Raw genomic sequence first — 17,533 nt, 5'->3', positions numbered from 1 at the left:
AAATCCACGGTATCCAAGTTCTATGAAGCAGGATATGCAAAAATACAGCAACACTTGCTTACATATGTATTCTGGATTGCAAGGTGACTCTCCAAGAGTCAGTGCCTACGGGAAGGAATCCCGCTGATGCACGGCACGAAGGGGCAGATGCGGTTGTTGCCGATAAGCCTCCATCCCCGCGAAGCGTAGTTTCGCGGGGGCTCCTCTGCCGAGCACTTTGCCCCCACCGCTCAGGATGTCCACCAGACATCCGCAACTCCGCCGTCGCCAGAGAGACGGGATATGCTTTTGCTTCACAGGATCTGCCAGACAAACCACGCTTCATAAAAACAAGCCGTCACTTTCAGCGACGGCTTGTTGCACGTGAAACATTCACTATATCTCTTATGCTTTTGCACCCGTGGAGTACATGGCGATTTTCTCTGGATTGTCGTTGATGCTCCAGACACCGCAGGGGCAGACACCAGCGCAGATACCGCAGCCGATGCAGCGATCCGGGTCGGAGACATACTCCCAGCTGCCATCTTCCTTCTCGATGCGCGTGATGGCCTTCTCCGGACAGGACTCAAGGCACATCTTGCAGTCACGGCAGGTACCGCAGCTCACGCAGCGCGTATGGTCATCCACCGGATCACCCAGCAGGCAGTGATGGCACTTCTCGAAGTATGCTTTCGACAGGCGCTCTGCAGGGATCTGCTGCTTCTCCGGGAAGTCAGCCGTCTCTTTGCCCATGACATACTGATCGACATACCAGGCAGCCTTGCGGCCACTGCCGATAGCATCGGTCAGACGGCCCGGTTTGATCGTATCACCAGCCGTGAATACACCTGCGGCGATGCTCTGGTCCTTCTTCGGCACGAGCCAGCTCTTGCGGAAGAATTCGATGCCCTCATCCTCCGGCAGGAAGTCAAGCTCCGGCTCCTCACCGATGCTGACGATAACCTGATCCGCTGGGATGAATCTGCCGTCGTTGCCGTAGACACCTTCCGGCGTGATCTTGTTCGTGAAGAACGGCCAGACGAGCTTACCACCGAGGTTCTCGATATACTCGATCTCATCGGCAAAAGCTGCCGGTTTCTGCACATCGACGGCTACGACCGTCTCAGCGCCCATCTCGTAGGCCCCACGGCAGGTATCCATACCGGAGTTGCCTGCGCCGATTACGACGACATGCTTGCCCGTTGCCGGTTTCTCGCCACGGTTGATGGCCTTGAGGTACTCCAGCCCCATCGTGAGGTGCTCTGCCCCCTCCCAAGGGAAGAAACGGGACTTCGTGCCGCCCGTAGCGACGACAACCGCATCATTTTCCTTGCGCAGGGCCGCGAATTTCTCTTTGTCGACCTTGCAGGACGTGACGAACTCGACACCGACGCTCTGGATGCGTTTGAGTTCAGCCTCCAGGAGCTCATGCGCCAGACGGCCGCGCGGGATGACCTGCTCAAGCTTGCCGCCGATATGGTCAGCATCATCATAGACCGTGACGCTATGGCCCTTGCGTGCCAGCTGCCAAGCCGTCGACAGGCCAGCTACACCACCGCCGACAACGGCGATCTTCTTGCCAGTCTTGACTTTCGGCGGTTCAACCGGCAGGAAGGCCGAGCGATAGCCGAGATCGCCGATCTGGATAGGCTCATCGATCGAACCGCGCGTGCAATGATCCATGCACGGATTCGGGCAGACCGAACCGCAGACCGAGCCCGGGAACGGCGTGTACTCGAGTTCAAGCTGGAAGGCTTCGTCGAGCTTGCCCTGGCGGATGAGATCATAGCGGCGCTGGGTCGGGATACCCGTCGGGCAGTTGAATTCACACGGCGCAGCAAATCTCGCATTGTCCCAGCTCGGCACACGCAGGCGGTAAAGCCCCGTGGATAGCGTGTTATGGACAGCGAAATCATCATGAGCGACATCGCTGAAGATACCGCCCTTGACCCACTCATTCTGGCGGAAAGCCTTGAGGTCATGGCTCTTCTTGCCTTTTTTCTCCGCAGCCGTCAGCGGACGCAGCTTCTTCCACTGGCTCCAATCCGACAGCTCCTGCCGCAGATCTTCGCGCTCGATATGCTGGAGGAATTCATCCATGCCACCATCAAGGAATGCAATATCGTCCGCCTCAAGATCCATGTATTTGATATCCGCTGGATATGTATCGATTGGGCCGCGGACATAGACGATACCGCCGACCATGCCGACACAGGCACGCTCACCGAGGACCGATGCGAACTGTTCACTGTCATAGCCGCAGACAACGGCACGGCCGCCGCCCATGAACTCGAAGGAGAAGGAGCCGACATTCTTGAGGATCCACAGCTCCGGCTCTTCATAGAGCGGGTCATGCTTCATCAGCGAACCCGTACGCGTACCGCCACGGCCGCCGATGAAAATCTTGCCGCCCGAAGAACAGTGGCCTGCCGTATCACCGGCATCACCCTTTACCGTGATCGTACCGCCAGAGTTCAGCCAGCCGACATCGGCAGATACAGAACCCTCCGCTACGATTTCCGTTCCCGGCAGACACATGGAGCCGAGTCGCTGGCCGGCATTCGTGACATGGAAATGCAGCGTCTTGCCCTCTGGATGCCACAGCGGGCCGCCGATATCGTGCTGGCCTGAAGCAGCGACCTCAAACTCGGTCTCGCCCTGCTTCACGGCATCGCCGATGGCCAGCAGCAGGTCTTGGGTGGACATGCGGTCATGTCCCTGCATCGTATCTATCTTGAACATAAATCATTGCCTCCTGTTACGCCATCTTAGCATACATACTGGATACCGAGTTTCTCGGCCACAGCCTTGTCCGTGGAAACCAGCGCATCACTGCGGCCGATTGGCAGCGAGCTGTTGCCGATTGGTGCCATGAGCTTCTTGAGCTCGGTATCGAAGGCCAGTACGTAATCGACGATTTTCTGCGCTCCACGATCGATATCGAGGCGCTTGACGAGACGCGGATCCTGCGTGCAGATACCCATCGGGCATTTGCCCGTATTGCAGGCATTGCAGCGGCCATGCTCGTTGCCCACGCAGCCCAAGAGCTGGATCAGTACCTTGCCGACGAATACACCGTTGGCACCCAGGCACATCATCTTGAACGCATCAGCAGCCGCATCACCGGTCATGCCGATACCACCGCCACCATAAAGCGGGATCTGGCCCTGCAGGCCCTGCTTGACCGCCGCATTGTAGCAGTCGCGGATCTTGGAGACAACCGGATGGCCCGTGTGGTCAAGGGAAACCTCATTGGCTGCACCCGTACCACCCTGGATGCCATCGAGGAAGAAACCGCCGCAGATCTTGTACGGATCGCGCAGCAGGTTGTTGTAAACGGATACCGACGTGGCCGATGCCGCACATTTGATGCCGACCGGCACACGGAAGCCGAAGGCAGCATTCATCGAAAGGTGCATCTTCTGGACCGACTCCTCGATGGAGTAGAGGCCCTGATGGTTCGGCGGCGAAGCCAGCGTAGCCTTCGGTACGCCACGGATAGCCTGAACGTGCTCAGCCACTTTTGCCTCTGGCAGCAGACCGCCATCGCCCGGTTTTGCACCCTGACCGATCTTGATGAGGATACCCGCCGGATCAGTGACCATATGCGGCATTGCCTTGATGATGCGGTTCCAGCCGAAATGGCCCGAAGCGATCTGGATGATGAAGTATTTGAGATAGTCCGATTCCAGGAGCTTGACCGGCATACCACCCTCACCAGAGCTCATGCGTACTGGCAGGCCGCATTTCTCGTTGAGGTAGCCGACAGCCATCGCTACGGCCTCCCACGCACGCGTCGAGAGTGCGCCGATGGACATATCGGAGAAGATCAGCGGATAGATCCAGTCGACTGGCGGCGTATGGCTGGCCTGTACGAGTTTGCCGTCCTTGAGCTCAAAGGGCAGCTCCTTGGCCGACAGGACGCGGCCAAACGGCGAGCGGATATCAAAGGTATGACGGGCAGCGTCAAGCGACGGATCCGTCATCTGCGAGATACGGCCGACTACAATGCTGTCGAGGGTGCGCTGGGCATTGAGGTTCGTGCGACCACCGCGTTTGATGGGGCCATTGTCCTTCGAGAGCAGTGCCTTGCGCGTATCCGGATTGCGTACCGGACGGATGGCATTGTTCGGGCAGATCTTCTCACACATGCCGCAGCCCCGGCAGAAATCCGTAAGGCTGGCGACCTGCTTGATGATAGGCCGTGCCACATGCGTATGCTTCGGCTCCGGCTGGCTGCCCTCTGAGACGGTCAGCGAACGTCCCTGCGTCACGACCTTGATAGCCTTGAATGAGCAGGCGGCCACGCAGCTGCCGCACATCGTACAGCGGTCGGCTTGATATTCGATTTTCCAGGGCAGGTCATTTACCCCTACATCCTGTGTTTTTACTGCTTCCATCTCTGTACCTCCAGCTCATTGTCGATTACGATGATTTCCCGTTCATTGGGATAGATGTCCTTCGTCTGGTCACGATCCGGCATGATCTCATTGATGCCACAGACCTCTGACGAAATCGCCAGCATGTCATCCGTGCGGCCGATGACGACCGGACGCAGCTTCTTGGAATCACAGCAGGTGATCATGCGGTTGTCCGGCAGTACGCCGATTACCGTGTTCGGCCCGTTGATTTCAAGATTTGCCAGTGACTGGCGGATGGCCGTAAGCACATCCTTATCTTCGCGCTGCTCGATTTCCTCGAAGGGCAGCGGCGTGATGACATGCTTATAATAGGTAAGCGGCCATTTGAGCTCGTGATGGACATAGTGGAGCGTATTGAGGAAGCACTGGGAATCCGACTCGAAGCCGATATAGCCACGATGCAGGGATTTCTGGAATTCCTTATTCTTCGTATAGAAGGTATTCTCGCCATTAGCGCAGAGCGTATAGCCCTGCAGGAAGAACGGATGCGCCGCATAACGGACGATATCATAGTTCGTATTCTGGCGGCACTGTGCCACGATCGATTTCGCAGCGAGGCAGCCGTTGTCATCCCAAAGGTGGAAATACGTAGCGATATCGCGCGGATCGCCGATTTCCTTGAGGGTCAGGACATCCGGCCAGAAGGAGTAGACAAAGCCTTCCCCAGCCTCTTCCAGCAATTTGCGCAATGCCAGGCGCGTATCGAGCAGCAGGTTCTCCTTCTGCTCCTGCGTCATCTTCTCTGCGCCTTCCGGATAATCGTAGTTACGGAAAATGTAGTACGGCATTGCCTGGATATCAAGGCCCGGGCGCTTGTCCGGGATAGGGATCCATTCAGCCAGCTGCACAAAGTTGTGCGCATCCATGTATTCCTCTACAAGCTGTGCACCACGCTGCGTGCAGGCCAGGGATAAAAGCGGCTTATCCTTATAATTGGAAAAGATGCCGTAAAGATCCTGCATGACCATGGCAAAACCAGAGTTGTCATGCCCCTCCTGCTGCGGCAGCATCAGACGCAAAGCCGTAGATGGCTGGATGGGTACCTTGCTCTTGATTGAACCGATTCTACACATATCCGTCTCTCCTTTGAGATTGTCCTTCATGTATAATACATTGTCTCTATACAATACATTTTTATTGTAATGTAACTCCTATTATAGGAATACTGTAAATCGATGTCAATATGTATATTCAAGCATAAAATTCTGAAAAATATAGCTTATCCCTTGATTTTCCGCCATTTGCTGTCCAATATCTATGTATTTTTAATCATTATTGTATATTTATGCTTATATGTAGTTTACACTTTTCGCATTTGTTATACTTATTGTGCCAATAAAAAAGCCCTATGCCGTAAGCTGCATAGGGCTTTTAGATATTATTCACTTTTGTTATGTTATGTATTTTTTTACTATATACATGCATACAAATCTATAGCGAAACGGTCAAAACGTATGCTAAAGTATACATTATTCATTATGGTTTGACCATGCTTGCAAGACAAATGTCAGCAAAAAGACCTTGTCAATGCAGATAGGTCGAGGGGTTGACCGGCGTGCCATTGATGCGCACCTCATAATGAACATGCGGGCCCGTCGAGAAACCTGTGCTGCCCATATAAGCGATGACCTGGCCGCGGCGCACATGCTGGCCAGCCACGACCGCTACCTGCATGGCATGTCCATAGCGCGTCATGATGCCATTGCCATGATCGATGTCGACCATGTTACCATAACCGCCGCTGTTCCAGCCAGCCGTCGTTACGATGCCATCAGCCGTTGCCACGATGGGCGTCCCCATATCATTGGCAATATCTATGCCCGGATGGAAATCCGAGCCGTTCCAGCGCAGGCCATAGGGCGAGCTGACATCACCGCGAGCCGGCCAGATAGCCGGTACTGTTCCGCCAGGCATCCCGAGATCATTGAGCGAGGATGTCCCCATCATATCCTGACGTGCCTGGAGCTGCTGCTTCAGTTCCAGCAGAGACTGGCGCCGTACAGCCAGCCCCTGTTCCACGAGATCAAGTACCTGGCCAACATTGTTGAAATCCGGCTGGACGATGGGGCCGCCCTGGCCATCATGGGTGCCATCGCCGCCATTGCCATCGGCAGCAGGACTGGACGGTGCCTGAGCATCGCTATCCTTTGCCGGCGCCGCTCCCGACATCCGACGAAGGTCGTTTTCGATCTGCCGGAGCTGATCCATCTGCTCCTGCAAGGCATTGGCCTTCTTCGAAAGATTCAGCAGCTGCTCCTGCTGGATCTTATTCACTTCCCGCAGCTCCCGTACCTCACTGGCACCACTGCGCACGGCAAAGGTACTGTAAACGGCATAACTGAACGCACCGACAAACAGCAAGGCCCCTGCCGCCAGCGATACCGCACCGATTTTCAGTGCCTGTGCCGACAGGTGGATGTTCTTGACATCCCCCCCCTGCGGCGGAATAAACTTGATGGTATATTCCGGCTCTCTCTTTATCTCTGGTCTTTTCTCATCCGCCAAAGTAAAGCCTCCAAACTTTCTCAATAAAAATAAATCCACGGAGCATACTGTCCCTGGATCGCATCATAACCTCATCATCTGAAAAACGGCTTCAAAGCCAACAAAAAACCTTATGCCATTATAGCATAAGGTTCTTGTTTTTTAAAGGCTTTTCTATGCAGGGATCACTGAGCCTTGGCCATAGCTTCGCGCAAGGCCTGCTCTTCTTCCTCAGTCATCGTATAAGTGGAATGGCCATCCTCGATGGGCTTGACATAGCTGCGCGAATCCTCACGGCCGAAAATACTCGAAAGGACAACGCCGTTATTATGCGAATCCAGCAGTGCTACCGCATAGCTGAGATCACTGCCCATGTCCTCGAAGGCCCGGAAACGCACCACGCCCACCCGCGTGACAGCCGTCTGCAGCAACGCATCCATGCGCTGGTTCTCCGCATCGATGCGCTGGTTTTCCTCTACGACATGCTTGACCTCATCGATATGCCCCATGAGCAGGCGCTCCAGATTGGCACCATCGACACCAGCCATCATCTTGCGATAACGTTTCTTCATATAGTTGAGCTTCAATGCCTGATTGATCATGACGATCAGCATGATCAGCATGATGACTGCCATTCCTGTGACAATGAACGGCATATTATCCGCCATAAACTTCATAAACTGCTGAATATCCATTGTTTCCTATGTGCTTCCTTTCTCTTCTCTCTTCCCGGCAACCATTGTTGCACGTGAAACATCTAGCTTATACCGTGAACTTCTGTGACAGCGACACCTTGCGGAGCGCATCGATGCGCTGCTGCTTCACGTCCTGCTGCCGTTCAAGTATCGTTCCCATGATACGTTCAAGATCATCGGCGGAATAGAACTCGATCTCAATCTTGCTCTTCTTCTTGCCCGGATGAATCTTGACCTGTGTTCCCAAAAGATGCGTAAGCTTTTCGACAGCATCCGTCAGGAATACATCCTGCGGTACCGTCTGCTTGGCGGGTGCCTGCGTCTTCGCCTTGAAGTAGTCAGGGTTTTCCAGCACCTTCTTGACCAGCGACTCACACTGCCGTGCCGACAGTTCCTCCGCCTGGATATACTCTGCCGCCTCACGCTGCAGAGCCATATCCTCGATGGCCAGCAAAGGCTTGGCCTGCCCCATCGAGAGCGTGCCATTCGCCACATAATCCTGTACCTGCGGTGCCAATTTCAGCAGACGCAGGAAATTGGCAATATGTGAGCGGCTGCGGCCTACCTTCTTGGCCACCGTCTCCTGCGTCAGCTTGAACTCCCGCATCAGGCGCTCATAAGCCTGCGCTTCTTCCATCGCGTTGAGATTTTCCCGCTGGATGTTCTCGATCAGCGCAATCTGGCCGACCTCTTCGTTATTGTACTCCCGCACGATGACCGGCACCTCGGTGAGCCCGGCGAGCTTAGCGGCACGCAGGCGGCGCTCACCAGCAATCAGCTCATAGCCGCCATCCGGCAGCTTGCGCACGAGCAACGGCTGCAATACACCGAAATTCCGGACAGATTCCTTGAGTTCTTCGAGAGCCCCCTCGTCGAACTCCAAGCGAGGCTGATAGCGATTTGCCTGGATGGAGCCAATAGCTATCGAATGCACCTTGTCACGGCCGTCAGCTTCTACCTTAGCCTTGCCGAGGCCCAGGGCTCCTAGCCCCTTGCCCAGTCCGCCATGTTTAGCCACGGGAAATCACCTCTTTCGCCAGCTTCATATACACGTCGGCCCCCTTGGATTTCTTATCGTAGTAGAGTATCGGCTGACCGAAAGATGGTGCCTCGCTCAAGCGTACCGTACGCGGGATCATCGTCTTGTAGACAGCTGATTCGAAACTGTCGCGTACCTCAGCTACCACCTGCTCAGCCAGCTTCGTGCGCGAATCGTACATGGTCATGACGACACCCTCGACATTCAGGTCAGCGTTGAGATTATTGCGCACGAGCTCGATGGTCTTCATCAGCTGCGCCACACCTTCGAGCGCATAGAACTCGCACTGTATCGGCATGAGCACCGAATCGGCCGCTGCCAGCGAATTCAGCGTCAACAGCCCCAGCGATGGCGGGCAGTCGATGATGACATAATCATATTCGTCCCGAACCTTGTCGAGGGCCTTCTTGAGACGCGTCTCGCGTGAGATAGCCGCAACGAGCTCAACCTCTGCACCAGCCAGATCGATATTGGCTGGCAGGACATCCACCTTGAATTCCGTCGGCTGGATGACCTCCCGGATATCTACCTCGCCGGCATTATCGATGAGCACATCATAGATGGTCTGCTCCAGCGCCGACTTATCGATACCATAGCCGCTGCTCGCATTTCCCTGCGGATCGCAGTCTACCAGCAGGACTTTCTTCTTCTTGGCTGCCAGGCAGGCTGCCAGATTCACCGACGTTGTCGTCTTGCCGACACCGCCCTTCTGATTGGCTATCGCAATAATCTTTGCCAACTCTTCCACCACTTTCCCAATATCATAAAATGTTACAGTTTTTCTTGTAAAATTCCACCAAAACAAATATAATTGTTATGCCATTATATATTTGATAAACAGTTGTTAAACGGTCCTGGCAGAATCCCATAACACTCCTTTTATCTACTATATATAATAATATGAAATGACCGAAAAGCCAATGTTTCACGTGAAACATTTTTAAAAAATTTAAGGAAGTGAGCAGCATGCCTGTCTATAATGCGCCCTTGCTGCGCATAGATTCCCAAGAAACCCGGCGCTATGCAGGACTGATGAAAGCGAAGGATTTTGACGAAACAAAAATCGCTGACGCCTGTCAGGAAGCCCGTCTGCTGGCTACGCCACGCGGTATCTGGCAAGTCTATGACTATGATTGCCAGCGGCAGGAAATCAAGGCTGACCCGCCCTGCATCATCGAAGGGAAAAAAATTGGGGCTCATCTTGCGGGCTGCGATAAGGTCATCCTGCTGGCAGCCACAGTCGGTGAAGCCATCGAAGAGACTGTGACTGCACAATTCGCCGCCGGCGAGTATGCCGCCTCTGTGCTGCTCGATGCAGCAGCGACCACGGCCGTCGAACAGCTTGCCGACGCGATGGAAAAAGCCATAAAGCCTAAAGCCGCGGCCAAGGGGTACGGCATGCGCTGGCGTTTCAGCCCTGGCTATGGCGATTGGCCCATCGAACAGCAGCCCGAGCTCATCCGCCTGTCACAGGCTGCCGATATCGGCATCAGCCTGTCAAGCTCCATGATGCTCGTCCCCCGCAAAAGCATCACAGCCATCATCGGCTTATATAAGGAAGACAAAAGCACCCCCGCCGCCAGCACAGTGAAACACGCCAAGGGCTGTGCGGCCTGCCACAAAGTGGATTGTCCCGCAAGGAAAATCCCGCCAGAAGAGCATATATAAAGGAGACTTTCCTATGATTCATATCTTTGACGGTGCCATGGGCACCATGTTGCAAGCCGGCGGACTGAAGCCAGGCGCCTGCCCGGAGCTCATGAACATCGAGCAGCCCGAAGTCGTGAAGAACATCCATAAGGCCTATATCGATGCAGGCTCTACCATTATCGAAACCAATACCTTCGGTGCCAGCAGCTTGAAACTCGAGCATTATGGCCTTGCCAGCCGTGTCGCAGAGATCAATGCTGCCGCCGTGAAGATTGCCAAAGAAGCCGCTGCAGGCAGAGCCAAGGTTGCTGGATCTATGGGGCCCACGGGCCGCTTTGTCGTGCCACTCGGTGATCTTGACTTCGAGGATGCCTATGCTTGCTTTGCCGAACAGGCTAAAGCCCTGGCAGAAGCTGGCGCTGACTATCTGATCATCGAGACCTGCATCGACATCCAGGAAATGCGTGCAGCACTGCTGGCAGCCAAGGAAAATGCCCCTGGCGTTCCCGTCATCTGCCAGCTCTCCTACAGCGAAGACGGCCGCACGGTCACAGGCACCGATCCACAGTCCGCGGCCATCATCCTCGGTGCCATGGGAGCCGACGTCATCGGCGTCAACTGCTCGCTGGGCCCTGAGCAGCTCGTTCCGATTGTCCGCACGCTGGCAGAGAACTGCGACGTCCCGATCAGCGTTCAGCCAAATGCCGGCATGCCCTACCTTGAAAACGGCGAAACGGTATTTCCCATGGGGCCTGAAGATTTCGGCCGTTGGGGCACCGAGCTGCTCGCTGCGGGTGCCACCTACCTCGGCGGCTGCTGTGGTACGACACCATCACATATCGCCGCGCTTTCGGCAGCACTGCGCACAGCTGAAGAACCCCTGCACGCCCCGAAATCGCGCCGCCTCTGGCTTGCCAGCCGCAGCAAATCGGTCTGCATCGACAAAAAACTGCCGACCAGACTCATCGGCGAGCGCATCAACCCCACGGGCCGCAAGAAACTGGCCGCCGAAATCCGCGAGGGATCGTTCCTGTCGGTGAAAAAAGAAGCTGTCAACCAGGTCAAGGCCGGTGCCCATCTGCTCGATGTCAACATGGGTGTCGGCGGTATCGACCAAGCAGCCGCCATGAAAAAAGCCGTCACTGAGATTGCCCAGCTCACCGATGCTCCGCTGGCTATCGATACCAGCGACGCCCAAGCACTCGAAGCTGGGCTGCGAGCCTATCCGGGCCGTGCGCTGATCAACTCCGTGAGCTACGAGCCCGAGCGCATCGCCGAATTCCTGCCGCTTGCCAAGAAATACGGTGCAGCGATCCTCTGCCTCCCCATCACTGCCGAAGGTGTTCCCAAGACAGCCGAGGAACGTATCGAAGTCATGCGGAAGATCATCCAGGCTGCCAAAGCCCAGGGGTTGGAGGATGGCGACTTCCTCTTGGATGCACTGGTCATGACCGTATCCGCTGACAAGAATGCTTGCTATGAAGTCCTGATCACCCTGCAGATGTACCGCGAACGCTTCGGCTATCCGACGACCATGGGCCTGTCCAATATCTCCTTCGGCCTGCCGAACCGTCCCCTCATCAACAGCACCTTCTTTGCCATGTGCCTGGCCGCAGGCCTTGATGCCCCCATCATGAACCCCTATGACGAGTCCATGCAGCGGGCGCTGAAAGCCAGTGCCGCACTGCTTGGAGATGACCCGAACGGCCTGGCCTTCAGCCAGGATGAAGCCAATCTCAGCGTCCCCAAGAAAGCTGCGGTCGCCAAAGAAAGCAATCTGGCAGCTCTGCCTGCCATCAAGCAGGCTGTCATCGATGGCGAAAAGGACGAAATCGTCGAGCTCGTCGCCCGTGCCGTAGCCGAAGGTCATAGTGCGAACGAAATCACCGAAAAGGCCTTGACGGCCGCCATGACTGATATCGGTGAGGACTTCGGTGCTGGCCGCATGTTCCTGCCGCAGGTACTGCTCTCAGCCGAGACCATGCGCGCCGCCTTCAACAAGCTCAAGGAACTGCTGCCAGCCAGCAGCGAGGCCGACAAAGGAACCGTCGTCATCGCCACGGTCAAAGGTGACGTCCATGACCTCGGCAAGAACATCACCGGGGCCCTGCTCGCCAATAGCGGCTTCCGTCTCATCGACCTCGGCAAGGACGTCGACTCCACTGAAATCGTCAGAGCCGCTATCGAAAGCAAAGCCGACATCGTTGGCCTCTGCGCCCTGATGACGACGACGATGGTGCAGATCGACAAAGTCATCGCCGACCTCAAAGCCGCTGGCTGTCCAGCAAAAGTGATGGTTGGCGGTGCCGCCGTCACTCAGGAATATGCCGACAACGCCGGTGCTGACGCCTACGCCGCCGACGGCGTGAAAGCTGTCAAGCTTGCCAAGGATATGCTTGGCATCGATTAAGAGACAAAAAAATCGCGATTGTTTCACGTGAAACAATCGCGATTTTTATATTGCTTAGAACAATACCTTAGCCAGATGCAGATATTCCGGATCGAGTTTCTTTTTGTTGTTGACCGAATCATGCAGGTCGATGGATACGACGCGGCCCTTGCTGAAGCCGAAGACGATATCCGAGAGCCCCGAGATCAGTGCCAGAGCAGCCTGCTCGCCGAGCTGGCTGGCACGCACGCGGTCGATGACCGACGGGGAGCCCCCACGCTGGATGTGGCCCAGTACCGATACGCGGGTATCGAGTTCCGTCTTCTTCGCGATGTAGTCACCGATTTCCTGGCCGCTGCCAGCACCCTCAGCAACAACGACGAGGATGTAACGCTTGCCTTCCTGATAAGCAACCTTCATATCCTCACAGATCTTATCCAGATCGAACGGGGACTCCGGTACGAGGATGTACTCCGCACCGCCCGAGATACCCGAGACGAGTGCCAGCCAGCCCGAGCTGCGGCCCATGACTTCCATGACGATGACGCGGCGATGTGCCGAAGCCGTATCACGGAGCTTGTTGATGGCATCGATGATCGTGTTGGCAGCCGTGTCGCAGCCAATCGTGTAATCAGAGCCCCAAACATCGTTGTCAATCGTGCCCGGCAGACCGACGATAGGAATGCCCGTCTCCTGCGAGAGCAGCGAAGCACCGCGCAGCGAGCCGTCACCACCGATGACGCAGAGGCCCTGGATGCCGCGGTCAACGAGATGCTGATAGCCGAGCATACGGCCCTCCGGCGTCTTCCAGCGGTTGCAGCGAGCCGTACCAAGGAACGTACCACCGCGCTGGATGATGTCGCCGACGTCCTTGGACTTCATCTCAAACATATCTTCTTCAAGCAAGCCATGATAACCATCACGGATACCCCAGACTTTCACACCCTCATAGAGTGCCGTACGAACAACCGCACGGGCTGCCGCATTCATTCCCGGGCTGTCGCCACCGCTGGTCATGACTGCAATGCTCTTTAACATAATCGAAGTCCCCCTTGAATATGAGAAAATTGTAACATAGTACGCCAAAATAGAAATTCTTACCAAACCTTATCATACCATAAATCCGGCAAATCTAACAGGGTTTTTCCCACGGGAAAAATCAATTAACCTAATTTTTTGAGCAGGTTCATCAACTTGTCTTCTGCCACTTGACAAAAAGCCCGTATGATGATAGATTGACTATTGTAAATGCTGTGCGACTGACGGAAGTGGATCACCACAGGGAGCACAGGGAAGAGAAGCCGACCGTCTGGGCGTATAGCCTGGATTCGTGTCGGCTTTTTTCGTTATTTGATGGGAAAAGGAGAACCTTGCAATGAACGAAATGGAACTCAAATACGGCTGCAACCCGAATCAGAAACCAGCCCGCGTATTCATGAAGAACGGCGACCTGCCGTTCCAGGTGCTCAATGGCAAACCGGGCTACATCAACCTGCTCGATGCCATGAACAGCTGGCAGCTCGTCCGTGAGCTCAAGGAAGCCACAGGGCTGCCAGCCGCCGCCTCCTTCAAGCACGTCAGCCCGGCTGGCGCGGCCGTAGCCGTTCCGCTCTCAGAGACGCTCCAAAAGGCTTACTTCGTCGAGGGTGTAGAGCTTTCACCGATTGCCACGGCCTATATCCGTGCCCGCGGTGCTGACCGCATGTCGTCTTACGGCGACTTCGTTGCGCTGTCGGATGAATGCGATGCCCAGACGGCATCCTTCCTCCAGCGCGAGGTTTCTGACGGCATCATTGCACCGTCTTACTCCGACGCCGCCCTCGAGATCCTCAAGACCAAGCGCAAGGGCACCTATCTCGTCCTGCAGATGGACCCGGACTACAAGCCCGAGCCCATCGAGACCAAGCAAGTCTTCGGCATCACCTTCGAGCAGCAGCGCAATGAGATTGCCATCACCGAGGACTGCCTCAAAGAAATCCCGACGCAGAACAAGGACTTGCCAGCCGCAGCCAAGCGCGACCTGCTGATTGCGCTGATCACGCTCAAATACACCCAGTCCAACTCCGTCTGCTATGCCAAGGATGGCCAGGCCATCGGCATCGGTGCCGGCCAGCAGTCCCGCGTCCACTGCACGCGTCTGGCGGGCAGCAAGGCAGATATCTGGTATCTGCGCCAGGCCCCTCAGGTTCTTGCGCTGCCGTTCCGCGAGGATGTACGCCGCCCGGACCGCGACAATGCCATTGACGTCTATGTCGGCCCCGAGTACCGGGATCTCTTGGATGGCGACAACTGGAAGCGCGTCTTTACCGAGAAACCGCCAGTCTTCACCGAGGAGGAAAAACAGGCCTGGCTGGCTACACAGGCAGGCGTAGCCCTCGGCTCCGACGCCTTCTTCCCGTTTGGCGACAACATCGAACGCGCCCGCAAGAGTGGCGTTGCCTATGTTGCCCAGGCCGGCGGTTCCATCCGTGACGACAATGTCATCGAGACTTGTGACAAGTACAACATGACCATGGCCATGACGCACATCCGTCTGTTCCATCACTAAGGCCTATTCTATCGTTACCCCGTTCTTACACATACACACAAAAGGTGCTGGTCAAGAATGATTCTTGACCAGCACCTTTTACATTGCCAGGATTCAATCCAGCACCTCACCCGGTGTCACGGGATTCAGGCTGCTGACCCCATCCATATCGCGCACACAGGATAGGCAGCAGTCTATGCCGCCCAGCTGGAACGGTATCAGCAGATAGATCTTAAGCCGTACCTCACCAGCGTCATTGCGCGAGTGGAAAAAGGCCGTGAAGTGATCGCGCCTTACCTGCTCCTGCCGCTCCGCCAGCCGCGTCATATCATAGAACGCCAAGAACGCCTCACGCTCCTCAGGGACGATGTAGCGGTCAGCATAGAGCTCCAGGCTGCCCTTCACCGAATCGACTTCCGTCGTGATGCGGTTCTGCGTCTCATCGATATACACATTCTCCGCCCGTCCGGCACTGGACAGGAAATCGATGCGGGTAAATATCGACATGATGTGCCAGAGCGCTGCATGGACATCCACAGCGTCACGCTGCCGCTGTGCTGAAAGATTCACAGGTGCTACCACAAAGGCATGGACATCACGCACAGGATCCGTCGCGATGTGACGGCAATGGATCTTGCAGAAATTGCCATTGATGGAAAAATCGGCATTCTCCTCCATCCCCGACTGACGGCACCGTACGAGCAGCCGCTCCATCATGCGGTCACGATGCTCACGGCCGCTCCGGTACCGTGCGACAACCTCCTCCAGCGAAGCCAGCCCTATTCCCCTCAGATACTCCCGGTACGCCTTGTTCACATAGAGATAGCTGAAGCTGTCACGCGTATCGCCCTGCTCCACGATGGCCAGTGGCAGCTGGCTGATATGCCCCGTACGCTCCGCCTCCATATGCAGCGGAAAACTGCTGAGCACATTGACACTGCTTACCTGCTGATAGTATTCCGAGGAATCCAGCGGTTCGAACGTCAGCGTACTATCCTTCTTCGCATACGAATCGGCAGCTGGTGCCAAGGGCTGCGGCTTGCCGAAGAGGTACCCCTGGCAGGCTTCACAGCCTATGCACTTCAGGAATTCATATTGCTCCTCCGTCTCCACGCCTTCGGCCAGCGTATGCATGCCGATCTTCTTTGCCATATCCACAAGGGACTGAATGATGATGCCCGCCTTGCGATTCTTCCCAAAGTCACGCAGGAAGCGCATATCGAGCTTTATCATATCAAAATCGTATTCCTTGAGGGTATTGAGGGACGAATAGCCACTGCCGAAATCATCCATCCATACCTCATAACCTGCCGCCTGGAAGCGGGCCACCTGCTCCATCAGATTGCTGTCATCCTCGCTCAGCGCGCTCTCCGTTATCTCGAGCCGCAAGCGGTCACAGTCTACCTTATATTCCTGACGGATGCGCTCGATATCGGCAAATATGTCCGTCAGCTGGAAATCCAGCCGCGACAGATTTACCGATATGCGTGCCTCCTGCCAGCCCTGCCCATGCTCACGCACACGCCGGAAATCCTCACAGGCCTCGCGGATGATATAGAGATCCAGTTTATGGATGAGATGTGCACTCTCCAGCACCTCGATGAAGAAATTCGGCGGGATCATCCCATGTTCCGGCGACCGCCAGCGCGCCAAAGCCTCAAAGCCGATGACCTGCCGCGTCATCGTCCGGATTTCCGGCTGGTACCAGATCTCGATATCATGATGCTCGAGCGCACGGTAGAAATTGCTCACGACATAGTTCTTGAGCCGCAGTTTCTCCTCCAGCGAGGCATCAAAGACATCCCAGCCTTTGTCGTATCTTCCCTTGACGTTCTCACAGGCCAGCTTGGCCCTGTCCATGATCAGCGCCACATCCTGTATCCCTGCCGCAGGCACATAAAGTCCTGCCTTGACCTCCATCGCGAGATTCTGGTCGAAGTCATGGACAGCCTGACGGATATACTCCAGCCGCAGCTCGATATTCTTGTTCTCGACAGCGACCATGAAATGATCGTCGTTGAGACGGGCCAGCAGCGCATCAGGGAAAGCATCACGCAGAATGCTGGCTATGCGGCGCAGGAACTTATTGCCGCCTTGGAACCCATACTTTAAGTTGTACTCCTTGAAATTCTCGACATCAAAATACAGAAACGCGATATTGCCATTCGCATCTTCGCGCAGTAAATAGTGGGCATCCTCCATGAAATACATCATGGTGAACAGCCCCGTAACTTCATCCGTTTGGTTCTTGCGAATAAAATCTTTCATGATGACGCTCTCATTCTCGAAGTTATCCACATATATATCCACTAAACTGTGGATATGTTTATATTTTTGTGGATAAATATT

12 protein-coding genes and 1 riboswitch are annotated in these 17,533 nt (G+C 55.4%); of the genes, 3 read left to right on the top strand and 9 right to left on the bottom strand.

The genetic code is table 11. From position 1 onward, the window contains the following. Window positions 1-384: 384 nt before the first annotated feature. The 7 genes from FZ041_RS05965 to FZ041_RS05935 all read right to left on the bottom strand — a co-directional run bounded on the left by FZ041_RS05965 (window position 385) and on the right by FZ041_RS05935 (window position 9,357). Window positions 385-2,721, bottom strand: coding sequence for an FAD-dependent oxidoreductase (locus FZ041_RS05965; protein ID WP_149188905.1), 2,337 nt, complete (start codon window positions 2,719-2,721; stop codon window positions 385-387). A gap of 26 nt (window positions 2,722-2,747) precedes the next feature. Continuing rightward, window positions 2,748-4,379: a glutamate synthase-related protein gene (locus FZ041_RS05960; protein ID WP_149188904.1), complete on the bottom strand. Its 1,632-nt coding sequence runs from the start codon at window positions 4,377-4,379 to the stop codon at window positions 2,748-2,750. Next, window positions 4,367-5,473 (bottom strand): class II glutamine amidotransferase, encoded by a 1,107-nt coding sequence (locus FZ041_RS05955; RefSeq protein WP_075442868.1) that lies wholly within the window; start codon window positions 5,471-5,473, stop codon window positions 4,367-4,369. Before FZ041_RS05955 ends, FZ041_RS05960 begins: the two co-directional genes overlap by 13 nt. Window positions 5,474-5,924: 451 nt before the next feature. Further along, window positions 5,925-6,905 carry a M23 family metallopeptidase gene (locus tag FZ041_RS05950; RefSeq protein ID WP_173370977.1) on the bottom strand — a complete coding sequence of 327 codons (981 nt, stop codon included), beginning with the start codon at window positions 6,903-6,905 and terminating at the stop codon, window positions 5,925-5,927. 164 nt (window positions 6,906-7,069) lie between these two features. Next, window positions 7,070-7,579 (bottom strand): DUF4446 family protein, encoded by a 510-nt coding sequence (locus FZ041_RS05945; RefSeq protein ID WP_075442866.1) that lies wholly within the window; start codon window positions 7,577-7,579, stop codon window positions 7,070-7,072. Between the two features lie 67 nt (window positions 7,580-7,646). Beyond that, window positions 7,647-8,597, bottom strand: a complete 951-nt coding sequence (locus FZ041_RS05940; RefSeq protein ID WP_149188902.1) for a ParB/RepB/Spo0J family partition protein — start codon at window positions 8,595-8,597, stop codon at window positions 7,647-7,649. Then, window positions 8,590-9,357 carry a ParA family protein gene (locus tag FZ041_RS05935; protein ID WP_075442864.1) on the bottom strand — a complete coding sequence of 256 codons (768 nt, stop codon included), beginning with the start codon at window positions 9,355-9,357 and terminating at the stop codon, window positions 8,590-8,592. The genes FZ041_RS05940 and FZ041_RS05935 overlap by 8 nt, the downstream gene beginning before the upstream one ends. A 227-nt stretch (window positions 9,358-9,584) precedes the next feature. On the opposite strand from FZ041_RS05935, the gene FZ041_RS05930 reads away from it, so the two are divergent. Further along, entirely contained in the window at window positions 9,585-10,286 is a 702-nt protein-coding gene (locus FZ041_RS05930) for a methionine synthase (RefSeq protein WP_149188901.1), read from the top strand. A 13-nt stretch (window positions 10,287-10,299) separates the two neighbouring features. Next, window positions 10,300-12,678, top strand: a complete 2,379-nt coding sequence (locus tag FZ041_RS05925; protein WP_149188900.1) for a homocysteine S-methyltransferase family protein — start codon at window positions 10,300-10,302, stop codon at window positions 12,676-12,678. Window positions 12,679-12,732: 54 nt separating this feature from the next. On the opposite strand, the gene pfkA is transcribed toward FZ041_RS05925, so the two are convergent. Beyond that, window positions 12,733-13,695, bottom strand: coding sequence for a 6-phosphofructokinase (gene pfkA / locus FZ041_RS05920; protein WP_075442855.1), 963 nt, complete (start codon window positions 13,693-13,695; stop codon window positions 12,733-12,735). A gap of 207 nt (window positions 13,696-13,902) precedes the next feature. Further along, window positions 13,903-13,979: riboswitch (ZMP/ZTP riboswitch) on the top strand. 53 nt (window positions 13,980-14,032) lie between these two features. Between pfkA and FZ041_RS05915 the strand changes: the two genes are divergently transcribed. Continuing rightward, entirely contained in the window at window positions 14,033-15,205 is a 1,173-nt protein-coding gene (locus FZ041_RS05915) for a phosphoribosylaminoimidazolecarboxamide formyltransferase (RefSeq protein ID WP_075442854.1), read from the top strand. A 93-nt stretch (window positions 15,206-15,298) separates the two neighbouring features. Here the strand turns inward: FZ041_RS05915 and FZ041_RS05910 are convergent, their stop codons facing one another. Continuing rightward, entirely contained in the window at window positions 15,299-17,452 is a 2,154-nt protein-coding gene (locus FZ041_RS05910) for a putative bifunctional diguanylate cyclase/phosphodiesterase (protein WP_187626322.1), read from the bottom strand. Window positions 17,453-17,533: the final 81 nt, after the last annotated feature.

The sequence above is a fragment of the Pseudoselenomonas caprae genome (genome assembly GCF_008271345.1).
Taxonomy (GTDB): Bacteria; Bacillota; Negativicutes; order Selenomonadales; family Selenomonadaceae; genus Selenomonas_A; species Selenomonas_A caprae.
This window is presented reverse-complemented; position numbering and strand designations above follow the sequence as displayed.

Coding starts and splice junctions, on each gene's coding strand:
- FZ041_RS05945 (WP_075442866.1), bottom strand. CDS start 7,579: ATGGATATTCAGCAGTTTATGAAGTTTATGGCGGATAATATGCCGTTC.
- pfkA (WP_075442855.1), bottom strand. CDS start 13,695: ATGTTAAAGAGCATTGCAGTCATGACCAGCGGTGGCGACAGCCCGGGA.
- FZ041_RS05960 (WP_149188904.1), bottom strand. CDS start 4,379: ATGGAAGCAGTAAAAACACAGGATGTAGGGGTAAATGACCTGCCCTGG.
- FZ041_RS05915 (WP_075442854.1), top strand. CDS start 14,033: ATGAACGAAATGGAACTCAAATACGGCTGCAACCCGAATCAGAAACCA.
- FZ041_RS05965 (WP_149188905.1), bottom strand. CDS start 2,721: ATGTTCAAGATAGATACGATGCAGGGACATGACCGCATGTCCACCCAA.
- FZ041_RS05925 (WP_149188900.1), top strand. CDS start 10,300: ATGATTCATATCTTTGACGGTGCCATGGGCACCATGTTGCAAGCCGGC.
- FZ041_RS05910 (WP_187626322.1), bottom strand. CDS start 17,452: ATGAAAGATTTTATTCGCAAGAACCAAACGGATGAAGTTACGGGGCTG.
- FZ041_RS05955 (WP_075442868.1), bottom strand. CDS start 5,473: ATGTGTAGAATCGGTTCAATCAAGAGCAAGGTACCCATCCAGCCATCT.
- FZ041_RS05930 (WP_149188901.1), top strand. CDS start 9,585: ATGCCTGTCTATAATGCGCCCTTGCTGCGCATAGATTCCCAAGAAACC.